The 16,699-nt window shown below is 66.4% G+C and carries 15 protein-coding genes and 1 tRNA gene; 9 read left to right on the forward strand and 7 right to left on the reverse strand.

Annotation, left to right across the window (positions count from 1 at the left end):
- Positions 1–41: 41 nt before the first annotated feature.
- The gene (locus QXZ85_RS08265) at positions 42–1,421 is read left to right on the forward strand and encodes a serine protease (protein WP_315767730.1); all 1,380 of its coding nucleotides are present in this window, start codon (positions 42–44) and stop codon (positions 1,419–1,421) included.
- Between the two features lie 496 nt (positions 1,422–1,917).
- Positions 1,918–2,703, forward strand: coding sequence for a ParA family protein (locus QXZ85_RS08270; RefSeq protein WP_315702353.1), 786 nt, complete (start codon positions 1,918–1,920; stop codon positions 2,701–2,703).
- Positions 2,704–2,780: 77 nt separating this feature from the next.
- Here the strand turns inward: QXZ85_RS08270 and mutM are convergent, their stop codons facing one another.
- Positions 2,781–3,686 (reverse strand): bifunctional DNA-formamidopyrimidine glycosylase/DNA-(apurinic or apyrimidinic site) lyase, encoded by a 906-nt coding sequence (mutM, locus tag QXZ85_RS08275; RefSeq protein WP_315702352.1) that lies wholly within the window; start codon positions 3,684–3,686, stop codon positions 2,781–2,783.
- Between the two features lie 91 nt (positions 3,687–3,777).
- Between mutM and ubiE the strand changes: the two genes are divergently transcribed.
- From ubiE to tsaE, 6 genes are all read left to right on the forward strand, one after another.
- Positions 3,778–4,539, forward strand: a complete 762-nt coding sequence (gene ubiE / locus QXZ85_RS08280) for a bifunctional demethylmenaquinone methyltransferase/2-methoxy-6-polyprenyl-1,4-benzoquinol methylase UbiE (RefSeq protein WP_315702351.1) — start codon at positions 3,778–3,780, stop codon at positions 4,537–4,539.
- Positions 4,536–6,113: a 2-polyprenylphenol 6-hydroxylase gene (gene ubiB, locus QXZ85_RS08285; protein ID WP_316173915.1), complete on the forward strand. Its 1,578-nt coding sequence runs from the start codon at positions 4,536–4,538 to the stop codon at positions 6,111–6,113. Before ubiE ends, ubiB begins: the two co-directional genes overlap by 4 nt.
- 86 nt (positions 6,114–6,199) lie before the next feature.
- Positions 6,200–7,618, forward strand: a complete 1,419-nt coding sequence (coaBC, locus tag QXZ85_RS08290) for a bifunctional phosphopantothenoylcysteine decarboxylase/phosphopantothenate--cysteine ligase CoaBC (protein WP_315702349.1) — start codon at positions 6,200–6,202, stop codon at positions 7,616–7,618.
- Positions 7,615–8,073, forward strand: coding sequence for a dUTP diphosphatase (gene dut, locus QXZ85_RS08295; protein ID WP_315702348.1), 459 nt, complete (start codon positions 7,615–7,617; stop codon positions 8,071–8,073). The genes coaBC and dut overlap by 4 nt, the downstream gene beginning before the upstream one ends.
- 192 nt (positions 8,074–8,265) lie before the next feature.
- Entirely contained in the window at positions 8,266–10,773 is a 2,508-nt protein-coding gene (locus QXZ85_RS08300) for a sensor histidine kinase (RefSeq protein WP_315702347.1), read from the forward strand.
- On the forward strand, positions 10,770–12,296 hold the full coding sequence (gene tsaE, locus QXZ85_RS08305; protein ID WP_315702346.1) for a tRNA (adenosine(37)-N6)-threonylcarbamoyltransferase complex ATPase subunit type 1 TsaE: 1,527 nt from the start codon (positions 10,770–10,772) through the stop codon (positions 12,294–12,296). Before QXZ85_RS08300 ends, tsaE begins: the two co-directional genes overlap by 4 nt.
- Here tsaE and folD read toward each other — a convergent pair.
- From folD to QXZ85_RS08320, 3 genes are read right to left on the reverse strand one after another with little or no spacing between them, the layout of a single operon-like run.
- Positions 12,293–13,177 carry a bifunctional methylenetetrahydrofolate dehydrogenase/methenyltetrahydrofolate cyclohydrolase FolD gene (folD, locus tag QXZ85_RS08310; protein ID WP_315702345.1) on the reverse strand — a complete coding sequence of 295 codons (885 nt, stop codon included), beginning with the start codon at positions 13,175–13,177 and terminating at the stop codon, positions 12,293–12,295. The genes tsaE and folD overlap by 4 nt on opposite strands.
- A gap of 16 nt (positions 13,178–13,193) precedes the next feature.
- Positions 13,194–13,526, reverse strand: a complete 333-nt coding sequence (locus tag QXZ85_RS08315; protein ID WP_315702344.1) for a DUF167 domain-containing protein — start codon at positions 13,524–13,526, stop codon at positions 13,194–13,196.
- 24 nt (positions 13,527–13,550) lie between these two features.
- Positions 13,551–13,841, reverse strand: coding sequence for a YggT family protein (locus QXZ85_RS08320; protein WP_315702343.1), 291 nt, complete (start codon positions 13,839–13,841; stop codon positions 13,551–13,553).
- Between the two features lie 236 nt (positions 13,842–14,077).
- On the opposite strand from QXZ85_RS08320, the gene QXZ85_RS08325 reads away from it, so the two are divergent.
- Positions 14,078–14,153, forward strand: a tRNA-Ala gene (locus QXZ85_RS08325).
- Positions 14,154–14,295: 142 nt separating this feature from the next.
- On the opposite strand, the gene QXZ85_RS08330 is transcribed toward QXZ85_RS08325, so the two are convergent.
- The 3 genes from QXZ85_RS08330 to QXZ85_RS08340 all read right to left on the reverse strand — a co-directional run bounded on the left by QXZ85_RS08330 (position 14,296) and on the right by QXZ85_RS08340 (position 16,650).
- Positions 14,296–15,105 (reverse strand): glutamine amidotransferase, encoded by an 810-nt coding sequence (locus QXZ85_RS08330; RefSeq protein ID WP_315702342.1) that lies wholly within the window; start codon positions 15,103–15,105, stop codon positions 14,296–14,298.
- Between the two features lie 81 nt (positions 15,106–15,186).
- On the reverse strand, positions 15,187–15,966 hold the full coding sequence (locus QXZ85_RS08335) for an SDR family oxidoreductase (RefSeq protein WP_315702341.1): 780 nt from the start codon (positions 15,964–15,966) through the stop codon (positions 15,187–15,189).
- A gap of 210 nt (positions 15,967–16,176) precedes the next feature.
- On the reverse strand, positions 16,177–16,650 hold the full coding sequence (locus QXZ85_RS08340) for a TerB family tellurite resistance protein (protein ID WP_315702340.1): 474 nt from the start codon (positions 16,648–16,650) through the stop codon (positions 16,177–16,179).
- Positions 16,651–16,699: the final 49 nt, after the last annotated feature.

The following is a 16,699-nucleotide window of genomic DNA, read 5'->3' on the forward strand; positions in this document are numbered from 1 at the left end:
ATGGGTTTATTTATTTGCGCCGCAAGAGTTTGGGATTTGTCATGAGACCATTGGCCTGGGCAACATCGATCTCGGCGACCTTGCTGCTTGGCGTCAGTCCTGCGCTGGCCCAGCTGAGCACGCCCCCCTCCTCCGGCGTCCAACCCAAAACGGGAGCTGCCGCGCCGGCGCGCCCGGCGGCCCAGCCGCCGGCAGACCCGGCCAACGCGATGACGGCGGCCCAGCGGCTGGCGCTGCAATCCGATCTCGCCTGGGTCGGGCAATATAACGGCGCGATCACCGGCGAGGCCAGCGCGCGCATGGTGAATGCGATCAAGGCGTATCAGAAACTCAAAGGCGGCGAGCCGACCGGCGTCCTCAATCCGCAGGAGCGCAGCGCGCTGGCCGATGCCGCCCGGCGCAAGCAAGAGGCGGTCGGCTGGAAGATCGTCACCGATCCCGTGACCGGCGCGAAAATCGGACTCCCGACCAAGCTGGTGCCGCAACAGGCGAGCGATGCCGGGGGCTCCAAATGGAGCTCGCCGACCGGAACGGTGCAGATCCTCCTGGCACGGCGCAAGGAAGCCAATCCGACCACCGCAGCACTCGCCGAACGCGAGAAGAAGGAGCCGGCCGGGCGCACGGTCGGCTACACCGCAGTCAAACCCGATTTCTTCGTGCTCTCCGGCACGCAGGAGCAGAAGAAGTTCTATGTCCGCGGCACCTTCAGGGGTGACGAGGTGCGCACCCTCACCATCCTCTATGATCAGGCGATGGAAAGTACCCTGGACCCGGTGGTGATCGCCATGTCGAGCGCATTTGCCGCGTTCCCGACCGCGGCCGCAGCGCCGCCGCCGCGGCGCACGGTCGATTACGGCACCGGCCTCGTCGTCAGCGAGGACGGGGCCGTCGTGACCGATCGCGAGATCGTCGACGGTTGTCTCGCGATCACGATCGGCGGCTTCGGCCATGCCGATCGCGTGGCCGACGACAAGGCGCATGGCCTGGCACTGCTGCGCATCTACGGTGCCCGCGGCTTGAGGCCGCTCAACCTGGCCCCCGGCAGCGCGAAATCCAGCCTCGACATCGTCGGCATTGCCGATCCGCAAAATCAGGGTGGCGGGTCCGCGGTCAGCGCGGTCAAGGCGCAGGCGACGGCGCAGGGAACGTCTGCCGGAAGCGGCGAACTTTCATTGACGCCCTCGCTCGGTCTCGGTTTCTCCGGCGCGCCCGCGATGGATGCCGACAGCCGCTTTACAGGGCTTGCGCTGGCGAAACAGGCGGTGGTCGCGGGGGCAACGTCGGCCGTGCCGGGCACCCAGGCGGTGCTCGTATCGGCCGCAGTCGTGCGCGACTTTCTCACCGGGAACGGCGTCGGTCTCGATGGCAAATCGGCGGACGCGAAGGCCGCGACGGTGCGCGTGATCTGTGTTCGGAAGTAGCCGCGAACAGACGAACGCCGCGACGTGCGGCGGTCTCGCCTTGCCGCCTCAATCGCCAGTTGCCGGGGCCGGGAGCGGCACGCTCACTGCCTTCGTTTACCCAAAATTAAGCAAACCATTTTACACAAAATTAGGAAGCTCTTTGGCCGCAGAGCCCGCATCCTGCAGATGACGCCATCATCGCAGAACGGCTTTTAAGTCCCGAGCGGCCGATCGACGGCCCTTCAAGCCGTTGGATTCCGACGCACCTTGCTATCAACTCAGAACGAGTCCTGCCGTAGTCGAACGGGATGTGGTGACACCTGCGGCGTGACATAGTTCGATCAGATTTGTCGGCGTGCTGATTCGGACCACCGCGATTCCAAGTGCCTGTTGCAAGTGCCTTTGGGTCGGACCGGACCGTCCTGAGCGAGAATAGCTCCGCATCGCAGGTTGCGCGGTGCAACTCAGCTGGCGTTCCATCAAGTTCCGTCAACAGCCGAAGGACTACTGACCGATGTATACGATCGTTCTGGCCACCCAGAAAGGCGGAAGCGGCAAGAGCACGCTGGCCATCGGCCTTGCAGTGGCTGCCCAACAGGCCGGACACAATGTGCGCGTGATCGAGACCGACCGGCAGGGCACGTTGTCGAAATGGCAGGCCAGGCGTCATCAGGCCGAGCCCATCGTCGAGGCCGTATACGACGCCAAGATGATCGAACAGCGCCTGGAGGCACTCGCGCGCGGCGGCGTGACGGTCTGTATCATCGATACCGCAAGCGGCGTCAACGCGGCGTCGACCGCGGCCATCCGCCACTGCGACCTCTGCCTGATCCCGGCGCGTCCGAGCGTTGCCGACATCGAAGCCACCGCGCCGACCTTGAGCGTGGTGCGCGCCTGGCGCAAGCCGTTCGCCTTCGTGCTCAACCAGACGCCGATCCGCGGCGGCCATCGTGTCACCGACGCCACCACGGCGCTCGACAATGACGCACCGCGCGACATCGCCGAAGTACTGGCGCAGCCCTTCATCATGATGCGCAACGACCATCAGGATGCGCTCGCCGCCGGCCTCGGCGTCTGCGAATTCGCGCCCGAGGGCAAGTGCGCGCAGGAAATCAGCAGCCTGTGGCGCTGGACCATCGGCAAGATCGCCGGTGACCAGGTGGTGCAGGAAGCGAACGAATTGATGGACGTGGAATTTCCGATCCTGCTGCGGCCGACCGCCGAAGAACGCGAGGCAACCGCAGCCCGCGCCTATCCGACCTGGGCCGACAGCAACATCACCTGGGAGACCGGATTCTAGAACGGCAGGTGTACTTTACCTGCACTTCACCGAGCCAATCGCGCGGTCGACGCCCAGCCCCGGCCGCGGTCGGGCGCTTACTTCTGGCACTTCGGACACCAGAAGGTCGAGCGTCCGTTCTGGGTGAACCTCTTGACGACGCCGTCGCATCCCTTGCTGCGGCAGGGCTGACCTTCCCGGTCATAGACCTGGAACGAATGCTGGAAGTAGCCGAGCTCGCCCGAGGTCTGGCGGTGGTCGCGCAATGACGATCCCCCCGCCTTGATCGCCTCGTTCAGCACCGCGTGGATCGCCTCGACCAGCTTCTCGGCACGGTCGGTCGGCTCCGCCCCGGCAACGCCCTTGCGTTGTCCGGCCTTCGTGGCCAGGGTGGCCGCCAGCCGGCGTGGCGACAGATGCGCGCGGAACAACGCTTCGCAGACATAGATGTTGCCCAGTCCCGCCACGACCCGCTGGTCGAGCAGCGCCGCCTTCAGGCTGGTCTTCTTGTTGGCGCATGAGCGCGCCAGCATCGCCGCGTCGAACTCATTGCCGAGCGGCTCGGGCCCGAGGTCCTTCAGGAGGGGCTCCTCGTCCAGCGCGTTACGCGGAATCACTTTCATGTAGCCGAAGCGGCGCGGATCGTTGAACACAACGTCGGCGCCGGAGGACATGTGAAACACGACATGGTCGTGATTCTCGTCCTTGCCGCGCGGGTGATGAAAGGCGCCGGGCGCAGTGGCCTCGTCCGGCTTCAGCACGCGAAACGAGCCGGACATGCCGAGATGCATCAGAAGCACGTCGCCGGAGCCGAGATCGGCGAGCAGGTATTTGGCGCGGCGGCCGAGCCCGGTCACGGTCTGGCCGTTGAGGCGCGCCACGAAATCCTTCTGGAATGGAAACCGCAGATCCTTGCGCCGCGCCTCGGCCGCCACGATCCTGGCGCCCTCCATCACCGGCTGCAGGCCGCGGCGGACCGTCTCGACTTCGGGCAGTTCAGGCAATCAATTCACCTCTGTCGCCATTCACCTTATCGAAGTGACGTGATAGCGCCATTGCGACGGGCACGCTATGGTCCCGTATCGGAGTAGGGTGATGGATCGGCCGGACCAAACCACGCATTTCGGCTTCAGGGATGTGCCCCTGGGCGAGAAGCAGACGCTGGTAAACGACGTGTTTCACAGCGTGGCGTCCCGCTACGACCTGATGAACGACCTGATGTCGGGCGGGCTGCACCGCGTCTGGAAGGACATCATGATCAATACGCTGAACCCGCCGAAGGGCGATCAGCCATTTGCCCTGCTCGATGTCGCCGGCGGCACCGGCGACATCGCCTTCCGGGCGGCGAAGGCGGCCGGAGCCGGCTTCCATGCCACCGTCTGCGACATCAATGGCGACATGCTCGAGGTCGGGCGCCAGCGCGCCATCAAGCAATATCTCGAAGACAAGGTCTCCTTCGTCGAGGGCAATGCCGAGGCGCTGGCTTTCCCCGACCGCTCCTTCGACGCCTATACGATCGCCTTCGGCATCCGCAACGTGCCGCAAATCGATCTCGCCTTGCGCGAAGCCCATCGTGTGCTCAAGCATGGCGGCCGCTTCCTGTGCCTCGAGTTCTCCACGGTTCAGGTCCCCGGCCTCGACAAGCTCTACGACATGTTCTCCTTCAACGTGATCCCGCAGCTCGGCCGCGCGGTCACCGGCGACGCCGAGTCCTACCGTTACCTGGTCGAGTCCATCCGCAAGTTTCCGACCCCCAGCGCATTCGGCGAGATGATCTCCGACGCTGGCTTCGCCCGCGTTTCCTGGCAAATCCTCTCCGGCGGCATCGTCGCGCTCCATTCCGGCTGGCGTTTGTGATCTCGGCACTGACCCATATCGTGCGGCTCACCCGGGCCGCTTTCGTCTTCGCGCGCGAGGGCGTGTTCGGTGCCGTCGACCCGGCTCTCGTGCCGCCTTCCGGTCAGATACCGCTGAAGCTGGCGCGCCTGATCGAACGCCCGGGCGCCAAGTCCGGCCCGCGGCTGTCGCGCGCCTTGGAACGAATGGGCCCGGCCTATCTCAAGCTCGGCCAGTTCCTGGCGACGCGTCCCGACGTGGTCGGCGTCATCATGGCGCGCGACCTGGAGTCGCTGCAGGACCGGCTGCCGCCGTTCTCGCAGGCCGAAGCGGAAGCCGTGATCGCCACCGCGCTCGAACGCCCGATCAACCAGGTGTTCTGTCAGCTCGGTCCGCCGGTCGCTGCAGCCTCGATTGCTCAAGTCCATCGTGGCGACGTCGAACGCGACGGCATCCATACTCCCGTTGCCGTCAAGGTGCTCAGGCCGAACGTCGCGTCGCGCTTCCGCCGCGACCTCTCCGATTTCTTCTTCGTCGCCGAAAAAGCCGAGGCGCATTCGGCGGAAGCGCGGCGGCTGCGGCTGGTCGAGGTGATCAACACGATGTCGCGCTCGGTCGCGATGGAGATGGATCTCCGTCTCGAAGCGGCCGCGCTCTCGGAGATGGCCGAGAACACCAAGGACGATCCCGACTTCCGCGTGCCGGTCGTCGACTGGGACCGCACGGCGCACAACGTGCTCACCATGGAGTGGATCGACGGCATCGCGCTGAACGACAGGGCGCGGCTGGAGGCCGCCCATGTCGATCTGCCCGATCTCGGCCGCAAGGTGATCCAGAGTTTCCTGCGCCACGCACTGCGGGACGGCTTCTTCCATGCCGACATGCACCCGGGCAACCTGTTCCTCGACAAGGAGGGACGGCTGGTCGCGGTGGATTTCGGCATCATGGGCCGGCTCGGCATGAAAGAGCGCCGCTTCCTGGCCGAGATCCTGCTCGGCTTCATCACCCGCAACTACCGCCGCGTCGCCGAGGTGCATTTCGAGGCCGGCTATGTGCCGCCGCATCACTCGGTGGAGAATTTCGCGCAAGCGATCCGCGCCATCGGCGAGCCGATCCATAATCGCACGGCCGAAGAGATCTCCATGGCCAAGCTGCTGACGCTGCTGCTCGAGGTCACCGGCCTGTTCGACATGCGCACCCGTCCGGAGCTGATCCTGCTGCAGAAAACCATGGTCGTGGTCGAGGGCGTGGCGCGCGGCTTCGATCCCAAGCTCGACATCTGGAAGATCGCCGACCCCGTGGTGCGCGAATGGATCGAACGCAATCTTGGGCCGATCGGGCGCATCCAGAGCGCAGCATCCGGCGTCGGCGATCTGGCGCGGCTGGCCGTGACCTTGCCGGAGCTGGCCTACCGCGCCGCTTCCGTGCTGGAGCATCTCGAGGTGATGACGCGCGACGGCCTGCGGCTCTCCCCCGAATCGATCGCCGCCATGGGCCGCACCGAGGGCAGGAAGAGCCGGTGGCGCGCCATCGCGCTGTGGATCATCGCCGCCACGTTCATCGGCATCCTGATCGCGGTGTTGCGGCTGGCCTAAGGTCCGGGAGGGCGACCACTGCTGATTGCAACGCAATCAAAATATGATAGCATTGCAATCACAACAATGATGCCCGGGAGGCCGCGATGGCCAGCCTGACCATCCGCAAGCTCGACGACGCGCTGAAGAGCTATCTTCGGCTACGCTCGGCGCAGAATGGCCGCTCGCTCGAGGAAGAGGTTCGCGTCATCCTGCGCGGCCTGATCGAACCGGCCGAGCCGCGCGCGGCCCCGCCGACCGGCGAGCCGGAGACGGCCATTTCTCCCCTGCCCGCCTCCACGCGCGAGCCGCGCGTCACGCTGATCATCGGCGGCGGCATCGCCGCCTATAAGTCGCTCGATCTGGTCCGCCGGCTGAAAGAGCGGCACATCAAGGTGCGCTGCGTCCTCACCAAGGCGGCGACGCAATTCGTCACCGAGCTGTCGGCCAGCGCGCTCTCCGGCGAACGCGTGTTCACCGACCTGTTCGATCCCCGCAGCGAATTCGATGCCGGGCACATCCGCCTGGCGCGCGACTGCGACCTGATCGTGGTGGCACCGGCCACCGCCGACCTGATGGCGAAGATGGCGCAGGGACATGCAGACGACCTCGCCAGCGCGATCCTGCTGGCTGCGAGCCGCCCGATCCTGCTCGCGCCGGCGATGAACCCGATGATGTGGAGCAATCCGGCCACGCGCCGCAACGCCGCGACCCTCCAGCGCGACGGCATTCAGATGGTGGGGCCGAATGCCGGCGAGATGGCGGAGGCGCGCGAGGCCGGCGTCGGCCGGATGGCCGAGCCGCTCGAAATCGTCGACGTCGTTCAGCGCATGCTCAAGCCGGTCCCGCCGCGGCCGCTCGCCGGCCGGCGCGTGCTGGTTACCGCCGGCCCGACCCACGAGCCGATCGACCCGGTGCGCTATATCGCCAACCGTTCCTCCGGCAAGCAGGGCTATGCGATCGCAGCCGCAGCCCACGCTGCGGGCGCCGATGTGCAGCTGATCTCGGGGCCGGTGGAACTCGATGCACCGAAGGGCGTCACGATCACGCATGTCGAATCGGCGCGGCAGATGCTGCAGGCGGTCGAGGCCTCGCTGCCGGCCGACGTTGCGATCTTCGCCGCTGCCGTTGCGGATTGGCGCGTGGCCAGCGAAGGCGGCCAGAAGCTGAAGAAGACCGACGCGGCGATACCGCCGCTGCAGCTGGTCGAAAATCCCGACATCCTTGCCACCATCTCCAAGCTGAAGGAGAACCGGCCGCCGCTGGTGATCGGCTTCGCTGCGGAGACCGAGCATCTGATCGAGAACGCCAAGGCCAAATTCGCGCGCAAGGGCTGCGACTGGATCGTTGCCAATGACGTGTCGCCGGCGACCGGCGTGATGGGCGGCGATCGCAATACGGTGCATCTCTTGACCCGCGAGGGCGAGCGCGTTCACGTCGACTCCTGGCCGATCATGACCAAGGATGAGGTCGCGACCGCGCTGGTTGCCCATATCGCCAAAGCCGTAGGAACAACGCCACCGTGACCAGCACCATCGCCATCGACGTCCAGATCCTGCCGCACGGCGAAGGCCTGCCGCTGCCGGCCTATCAGACCGCGCAGGCCGCCGGGCTCGATCTGCTGGCCGCGATTCCCGAGGCCGAACCTGTCGTGCTCGCGGCGGGCCGCCACGCGATGGTGCCGACCGGCCTGTGCATTGCACTGCCTGTGGGCTACGAGGCGCAAGTGCGGCCGCGCTCGGGCCTCGCCGCCCGGCACGGCGTCACCGTGCTGAATTCGCCGGGCACGATCGATGCCGATTATCGCGGCGAGATCTGCGTGCTCCTGATCAATCACGGCGAGGCACCGTTCACGATCCGCCGCGGCGAGCGGATCGCGCAAATGGTGATCGCGCCGGTCACGCGCGCCGAGTTCGTCGTTGCGACCTCGCTGTCGACGACTGCGCGGGGCGAGGGCGGTTTCGGTTCGACAGGCCGTTGAATCACGGGCATCGCACGCGCCGATTCGTTCGCGTGCAAACACATCCGGTGCATTTTCCTCAGGCACTGTCCGCGTTCACGGTCTGGACTCTTACCGCTGGAGTCCCGAAGCGGTTATTGTTGATTGATTCGCGCAACGGCACGATCGACGCGATCGGCGCCGCGCGAAACTTCGTGCGGTTTTGGGGCAAAGATGTCAGGCGTGATCGTGGTGATGCGTCGGACGCTGCTGTCATGCACGTCTCTCGCGCGCGTAGGCCGATTAAGCCTGGCCGCAACTGTGCTTGCGCCGGTGGACGCGGCCTTTGCGGGCGACGGCATGCCGGCCGATGTCATCGCCAATCTCATCGAACTGAGCCGGCAGGACGTCGCGGCGATGACTGCGGCGCTTGCGTTGCTCGGCTTTTCCGTGGTCGCGGCGATCGCGCTGGTGCGCACGCGGATCCGCGCCGGGCGCAAGGAGGCACGGCTGCGCACCGACATTGCCGAGCTGCAGCTGCAGGCCGATCGCTATCGCGCATTGCTGTTCGCGGAACCGCAGATCCTGATCGCATGGCCGGCCGGCGGACACCGCCCGCAGATTTCCGGCGATACCTCCTTGCTGGTTCCGGCCGACCAGCCGCAGCGCATTCTCGCCTTCGGCACTTGGCTGCCGTCGGAGCCGGCGCTGCAGCTCGACCGCGCGATCGATTCGCTGCGCGAGATCGGCGAGGGCTTCCTGATGCAGCTCATCACCTCGCACGGCCACGCCGTCGAAGTGATGGGGCGTGCCATCGGTGGTCAGGCCATCGTGCGCATCCGCGAGCTCTCCGGTGTCCGCCGCGAATTGGCCGAGACGCAGCTGCGGCTGAGGGCCCTGTTCGAAGAGACCGAGCTGCTCCGTGGGCTGACCTCGGCCTTGCCCTGGCCGATCTGGGCCAAGCAGACGGGTGGCGCGCTGCTCTATGCCAATCCCGCCTACGCGCACGCCGCCGAGGCGCGGGACGTTCACGACGCGATCAGCCGGAACGTCGAACTGCTCGACAGCGACGATCGCAGCGAGATGCAGCGCGCACTCGGAAATTCCGGCAGCTTCGCCGCGCGCTTGCCGATCGTCGCCGGCGGCGAGCGGCGCATCTATGACGTGCGCGCCTTCAGCCTGTCCGGCGGCAGCGCCGGCGTCGCGGTCGATGCCAGCGAGGCGGACGAGCTGCGCGCCGCGCTGGTGCGCATGGCCGAGGCGCACCGGCGGACGCTGGATCAGCTCTCCTCCGGGGTTGCGGTGTTCGACGGCCAGCGCCGGCTCGCCTTCTACAACGATTCCTATCGCCGGCTGTGGGACCTCGAGACCAGCTTTCTCGACGGCCAGCCGGACGATTCCAGCGTGCTCGACCGGCTGCGCGCCGCGCGCAAGCTGCCGGAACAGGCCGATTTTCGCGCCTGGAAGGCCAAGCTGCACGAGGCCTATCGCGCGGTCGAGACTGCCAAGGACACTTGGTTCCTGCCCAATGGCCGCGCGCTCTCCGTCGTCACCACGCCCAATCCCGAAGGTGGCGTGACGTACCTGTTCGACGACGTCACCGAGAGCTTCAACCTCGCCCGCCGCTATGACGGCCTGATCCGGGTTCAGCGCGAGACGCTCGACAGCCTCGCCGAGGGCGTCGCCGTGTTCGGCAGCAACGGCCGTATCGAGCTGTTCAACCCGGCTTTCGCCAGGATGTGGCGGCTTGCCTCCGACGCCTTGCGCGAACGGCCGCACATCGACACGGTGGAGGCTTGGTGCCGGCCGCTCTATGACGACCCCTCGCATTGGCGCAGCCTGCGCGAGGCCGTCACCGGGATCGAGAACCGGCGCGACCTCGCGCTCAAGCTCGAGCGCAAGGACGGCAGCGTGCTGGACTGCATGAGCCGCCCCTTGCCGGACGGCGCCACCATGCTAACGTTCCAGGACATTACCGATACCGAGAATGTCGAGCGGGCGCTGCGCGAGAGCAACGAGGCGCTGGAAGCCGCCGGCCAGATGAAGATCGACTTCGTGCACCACGTCTCCTACGAGCTGCGCGCCCCGCTGACCACGATCATCGGCTTTGCGCATTTCCTGTCCGATCCCTCGACCGGCCCGCTGACCGACAAGCAGGCCGAATATCTCGACTACGTCACCAAATCGACCAACGCGCTGCTCGCGCTCACCAACAACATTCTCGACCTCGCCACCATCGACGCGGGCGCGATGAAGCTCGAACTCGGCCCGGTCGATGCCACCCAGGCGATCGCGGCCGCCGCGGAGGGCGTTCAGGACCGGCTCGCCACCGACCGCATCCACCTCACCGTCGAGGTCGCTGCCGATGTCGGCACGTTCGTCGGCGACGAGCGGCGCGTCGTGCAAGTGCTCTATAACCTGCTCGCCAATGCAGTCGGCTTCTCGCCGCCGGACACCCTGGTCGTCGTCAGCGCTCGCCGCACCGACCACAGCGTCAGCTTCTCGGTCACGGACTCCGGCCCGGGCATCCCGCCCGAGGTGAAGGACAAGGTGTTCGAATGGTTCGAAAGCCATTCGCAGGGCTCGCGCCATCGCGGCGCCGGGCTCGGCCTGTCGCTGGTGCGCTCCTTCGTCGAACTGCACGGCGGCAAGGTGCGGATGGATTCGGTGGTCGGGCGCGGCACCACCGTGACCTGCGAATTCCCGACCGACCACATCGCGCAGCGTAACGCCGCGGAATGACGGAGCCCACCACATTCACCGTTGCGCTCGCGGACGAGGCCGCGACCGCGAACCTGATGGCCGACCTTGCGCTGCTGATCGGTCCCGGCGACCTGATCACGCTCTCGGGCGACCTCGGCGCCGGCAAGACCGCCGCAGCGCGCGCGATGATCCGCTATCTCGCCGGCAGCGCCGAGCTCGAAGTGCCGAGCCCGACCTTCACGCTGGCGCAGAGCTACGACCTGCCGAGCTTTCCGCTCGTTCACGCCGACCTCTACCGGATCGGCGATCCGTCCGAGCTGGAGGAGATCGGGCTTTCGCCGCTGCCCGAGGCCACCGTCGTGCTGATCGAATGGCCGGAGCGCGCCGGCAGCACGTTGCCAATGGACCGGATCGACATCACCTTTCGGCACGACGGCGCGAAGGGCGACGACGCCCGCATTGCCGAAGTCACAGGCTCCGGCAAGGCCGCTGCGATCGTCGCCCGCTTGCGAGCTTTGCGGCAATTCCTGACCGAAGCCGGGCACGCCGGTTCGCGACGCCAGCGCATGGCGGGCGACGCCTCGATCCGCTCCTATGCGCGGCTGTTCAAGGGCGAACGCGCCTATATCCTGATGAATTCGCCGAAGCGACCCGACGGTCCCGCGATCTACGGCGGCAAGTCCTACAGCGCCGCCGTGCATCTGGCCGAAGACGTCCGCCCCTTCGTCGCCATCGCCGGGAGCTTGCGCGCCCGCGGCATCTCCGCCCCCAAGATCAACGATGCCGATCTCGAGCATGGATTTCTGATCACCGAGGATCTCGGCAACGAAGGCGTGATCGAAGGCGATCCGCCGCGCCCCATCGTTGAGCGCTATGAAGCCGCCACCGACCTGCTGGCCAAGCTGCACGACGAGACAACTCCCGACGTGCTGCCCTTGGCGCCGCATGTCAGCTACGCGGTTCCGGCGTTCGATGCGGATGCGATGCTGATCGAAATCGGCCTGATGCTGGAATGGTATCTGCCCGATCGCGGTGTGCAGCCGAGCCAAGCGCTTCGCGCCGAGTTCATGGCGATGTGGCGCGAGCTTCTGGCCGAGCCGCTGGCGACAAAGCCGACCTGGGTGCTGCGCGACTATCATTCGCCCAATCTGCTCTGGCTGCCGGGGCGCGAAGGCATGGCACGGGTCGGCGTGATCGACTTCCAGGACGCGGTGATGGGGCCGCCGGCCTATGACGTCGTCTCGCTGCTGCAGGATGCGCGCATCGATGTGCCGGAGGAGATCGAGCAGGCGCTGCTGACGCGCTATATCACGGCCCGCGAGGCCGCCGATGCGGGCTTCGACCAGGAAGCCTTCCGCGCGCATTACGCCGTGATGTCGGCGCAGCGTAATACGCGGCTGCTCGGCACCTTCGCCCGGCTCAACCGCCGCGACGGCAAGCCGCATTACCTGAAACACCAGCCGCGGATCTGGGCCTATCTGTCGCGCGCGCTGGCGCATCCGGCGCTGGGCTCGATCAGCGATTGGTATGCGGCCAACGTGCCGCCGCCGGTGGCGAGTTAAACAGCCGGCGCGGGCAAGCTGGCGATCGCGCAGGCCGCGCGCAGCGTGTTGACCAGGAGACAAGCCACCGTCATCTGGCCGACGCCGCCCGGCACCGGCGTGATCGCGCCGGCGACTTCGGACACTTCCGCGAAAGCCACGTCGCCGACCAGCTTCGTCTTGCCGTCAGATGTTGGAATGCGGTTGATCCCGACATCGATCACGGTCGCGCCCGGCTTGATCCAGTCGCGCCGGACCATCTCGGGCCGGCCGACCGCGGCATAGACGAGGTCGGCGCGCGCGACGAGCTGCGGCAGGTCGCGCGAGCGCGAATGCGCGATCGTCACCGTGGCGTTCTCGTTGAGCAGCAATTGCACCAGCGGCCGTCCCACCAAATTGGAGCGGCCGATCACGATCGCATTCATGCCCTCGAGCGAAGCATGCACGCTCTTGGTCAGGATGATACAGCCGAGCGGCGTGCAGGGCGACAGCGCCGGAAGACCGCCGGCGAGCCGCCCGGCATTGTGCGGATGCAGGCCGTCGACATCCTTGGCCGGATCGATCGCGTTGATGACGGCCTCGGTGACGAGGCCCTTGGGCAGTGGCAGCTGCACCAGGATGCCGTGCACGGCGGGATCGCGGTTGAGCTTCGCAATCAGCGCCAGGAGCTCATCCTGGGAGACATCGGCCGGCAGCTTGTGCTCGAACGAGGCCATGCCGGCGGCTTGCGTCTGGGTGTGCTTGCTACGGACATAGACTTCGCTCGCGGGATCGTTGCCGACCAGCACCACGGCGAGCCCGGGCGTCAGGCCGTGATCGCGCTTGACACGTTCGACCTCGCTCGCGACGCGCGCGCGCAAATCCGCCGCGATCGCCTTTCCGTCAATGATCCGCGCGGTCATGTCTCGTCCTCTGCGGTTAGGGCTTGCGCGTCGGCTTAGTCACCGAAGCGAGGCCGCGCAAGGCCTCTTCGAGATGCGCCGGATCGCCCGAGATCGCGACCTGTTTCAGCCGTGAGGTTGCCCCGGAGGTCAGCCGCACGCTGGCCTTGGGCACGCCGAGCGATTTCGCCAGAAGCTCGGTCACGGCGCGATTGGCCTCGCCGCCGTCGGCGATCGCGCGCACCCGCACCTTCAGCACGCTGCGGCCATCGGACAAAGTCTCGATCCCGTCGACGGCGTCGCGGCCGCCGCGCGGCGTCACCCGCAGCGCGACGCTCAGCCCGTCACCGCTTGCACGCCAGGGAGTCATGCCTCCGGCGGCCGGCATCACAGGTCAGAACACGACCGGGTAGATGTAGTACTGGATCACCCGTTCGATGAACATGATGATCAGGATCACGATGATCGGCGAGATATCGAGGCCGCCGAGATTGGGCAGCATGGACCGGATCGGCGCCAGCACGGGCTCGGTGATCCGGTACAGGAACTCGGCGACCGCCGACACGAACTGGTTGCGCGTGTTGACGACGTTGAATGCGATCAACCAGGATAGGATGGCCGACGCGATCAGAAGCCAGACATAGAGATCCAGAACGATCAGGATGATGTCGAGAACGGCGCGCATGCAGGGCTACTCGGGGGCTCGGTCGCGAATTCGACCTTGGATATCCGCTAGATATCGGTTCCGCCGCACGCAAACAAGGGAAGCCGCCCGTCAAGGCTAATGAGGCATGTGACGTTCTTGACTTGGCCTCAGCAGGGACTGTAAATGACGCGACTTGCCGGTCGCCATCCCAATCATCTGCAGCGACCGGGCGTATGTTCCGAGCCGTCAAGGCCGGTTGTCATGCAAAAGCTCAAGGGGCCATAGCTCAGCTGGGAGAGCGCATCGTTCGCAATGATGAGGTCGGCGGTTCGATCCCGCCTGGCTCCACCACGCTTCGCCCTTCGGGCTACGCGTGGCACCGCCACGCAAGAGCCTGAAGGGCGAGGCGTGGTGCCCGGCGAAGCCTCTTGGCGAAGCCGGGCTGTCCATCGACATCCAAAGCAATATGGCGAAGGGCGAGCGCTATTGCCCCCTACTCCGCCGCCTCCGCCAGCATCGGCATCGGCTCGCGCTTCAGCCAGCCGTCGATGAAATGCTTCAGCCAGGCGCGCTCGGCGGCATCATGCACGGCGCGGCCCTCGAAATGGCAGTGCCGCGGCCGGGCGCCGGGTGCATCCAGCCGGTCGTGGCCGCGTGTGGTCCAGCGGCACATCATGGCGAAGGTCACATCGGGGTGAAATTGCAGCCCGAAGGCATTTTCGTACCGGAACGCCTGGATCGGGAAGTCATCGCCCTCGGCGAGCAGGTCGGCCCCGCAGGGCAGCGCGAAACCCTCGCGGTGCCAGTGATAGACGTGGTCGGGCCAATGCGGGCAGAGCTTCCGGCCGTCCGGGGTCGGGCGCACCGGATAATAGCCGATCTCGGCCCGGCCGTGCGGATGCGGGGCCACCGCGGCACCCAACTGCTTCGCCAGCATCTGCGCACCCAGACAGATGCCGAGAAACGGCCGCTGCTCCCGCAACGGCACGTCGATCCAATCGATTTCGCGACGGATGAAATCGTCGGCATCATTTGCGCTCATCGGCCCGCCGAAAATAACGGCACCGGCGTGCCCATCCAGCGTCTCCGGCAGCGCATCGCCGAAGCGCGGCCGGCGGATATCCAGCGGATGGCCAAGCGCGCGCAGCGCGTTGCCGACCCGTCCGGGGCTCGAGCTTTCCTGATGAAGCACCACGAGGACCGGCCGTTTCGGCCCGCGTGCGGCGCCGGCGGTCGGGAGAAGTTGCCGAATGTCGGCCTCTGCGGCCCCTTTCGGTCCAAGCGAGGGGTTTTGCCTGAGCATCACCTGCTGATCTTAGCTAAGCGAAGGTTAACGGCGCGTGAGCGTGCCCCTCTCACAAAGCAAGCGGCGGGCCAGAGGCGATCAACTTCGCTTCAGCTGCAGGCGGCCGACCGCGGCCAGGATGAAGCCGCGCGGAAACCAGCGCAGCAGGAACGGCACGACCTTGATGCCGATCCCAGGCAGCACCACACGCTTGTCCGACATCAGGCCGCGATAGGCGGCCGCCGCCACCGCCCGCGGCGACACATTGAGGATCATCGAATCGATCCCAGGCTTGAAGCCGGCGCGCGCCTGAAACTCCGACGGCACCGGACCCGGGCAAAGCACGGTGACGCGCACGCCGTGGGGGCTGAGCTCCTGGTGCAGAGCCTCGGTGAAGGAAATGACATAGGCCTTGGAGGCGTAATAGACCGCCATCCCCGGCCCCGGCAGATAGCCCGCGACGGAGCCGACATTGAGAATTCCGCCGCGGTTCTTGATCAGCTGGTCGGCAAAGCGCAGCGAGAGGTCGGTCAGCGCCCGAATATTGACGGCGATCATGTCGAGCTGCTCGGCCCGATCGAGCTGGACGGCCTTGCCGAACAGACCGAATCCGGCGTTGTTGACGAGATGGTCGAGTTCGACACCGGCCTCCGCCAGCGTCGCCGCGATGTGGTCGCCCGCGTCGGGCGCCGTCAGGTCGCACGGAATGACGATGGGCGCTGGGCCGCCCTTTGCGGTGATCTCGCGCGCCAGCGCCGTGAGCCGGTCCTCGCGCCGCGCCGCCAGGGCCAACCGATGCCCTTTCGCGGCGAAAACGCGGGCCAATTCAGCGCCAATCCCTGCGGAGGCGCCGGTCACGAGCGTCACACGTTCACTCACGGTACAGTCTCTCGGAACAACTTTCGAACATCATTTAACCGGGAGAGAGAGCATAAGCGCGCAGGAACTTGCAAGCGGTCCGGAACTGGCTGCGGGCCGCAAAGAGGGTCCGTAATGCCTGGAATCCTACGGGCTTAACCGCCCCGCCCGATTCCGCGCCACATTAAACTTTATCCATGAACACCGTCTCCGGCGTTCCTGGGCGCGGATCTATGCTTCCGGCGATACGCCCTGCCGCCTGGCGGCAACGCGGTGTTTCAGATCGACACGATCGCGCGAGGAGATGCCGAGCAGTTCGGAGGCGCGCCACACCACATTGTCCTCGAATTCCGTCACCTTGCCGTCGGCGTAGACGAGCTCCCACATCATCTCGACGATGCGCAGCCGTCCGGCTTCGTCGACCTCGCGCATGATCACGCTGGTGAAACGGTAGAGATCGACGGCCTCGCCTTCGGCCAGCATGGCCGAGCTGATCAGCCGGTCGGCGGCGCCGGGAGCGAGCCCGAAACGCAGCTCGAGCAGGCTGTGCAGCTTGTGCTTCTCGACCTCGCTCGGCCCGCCATCGAGCGAGATGACGTGGATCAGCAGTGCCGTCGCGGCGAGCTGATAGCCATTGTCGTCGAAGGCCGGCGTCTCCTGGGGCGAGACCACATCGGCGATGAATTGGCGCAATCCGTCCAGCATGGCGTCCTTTGAGGTCTCTGTTGTCTCGCTCTCGCCGGTCACCGTCGGA

Origin of the sequence: Bradyrhizobium sp. SZCCHNGR1005, assembly GCF_032489995.1 — a bacterium.
In the GTDB taxonomy this organism is placed as follows: Bacteria; Pseudomonadota; Alphaproteobacteria; order Rhizobiales; family Xanthobacteraceae; genus Bradyrhizobium.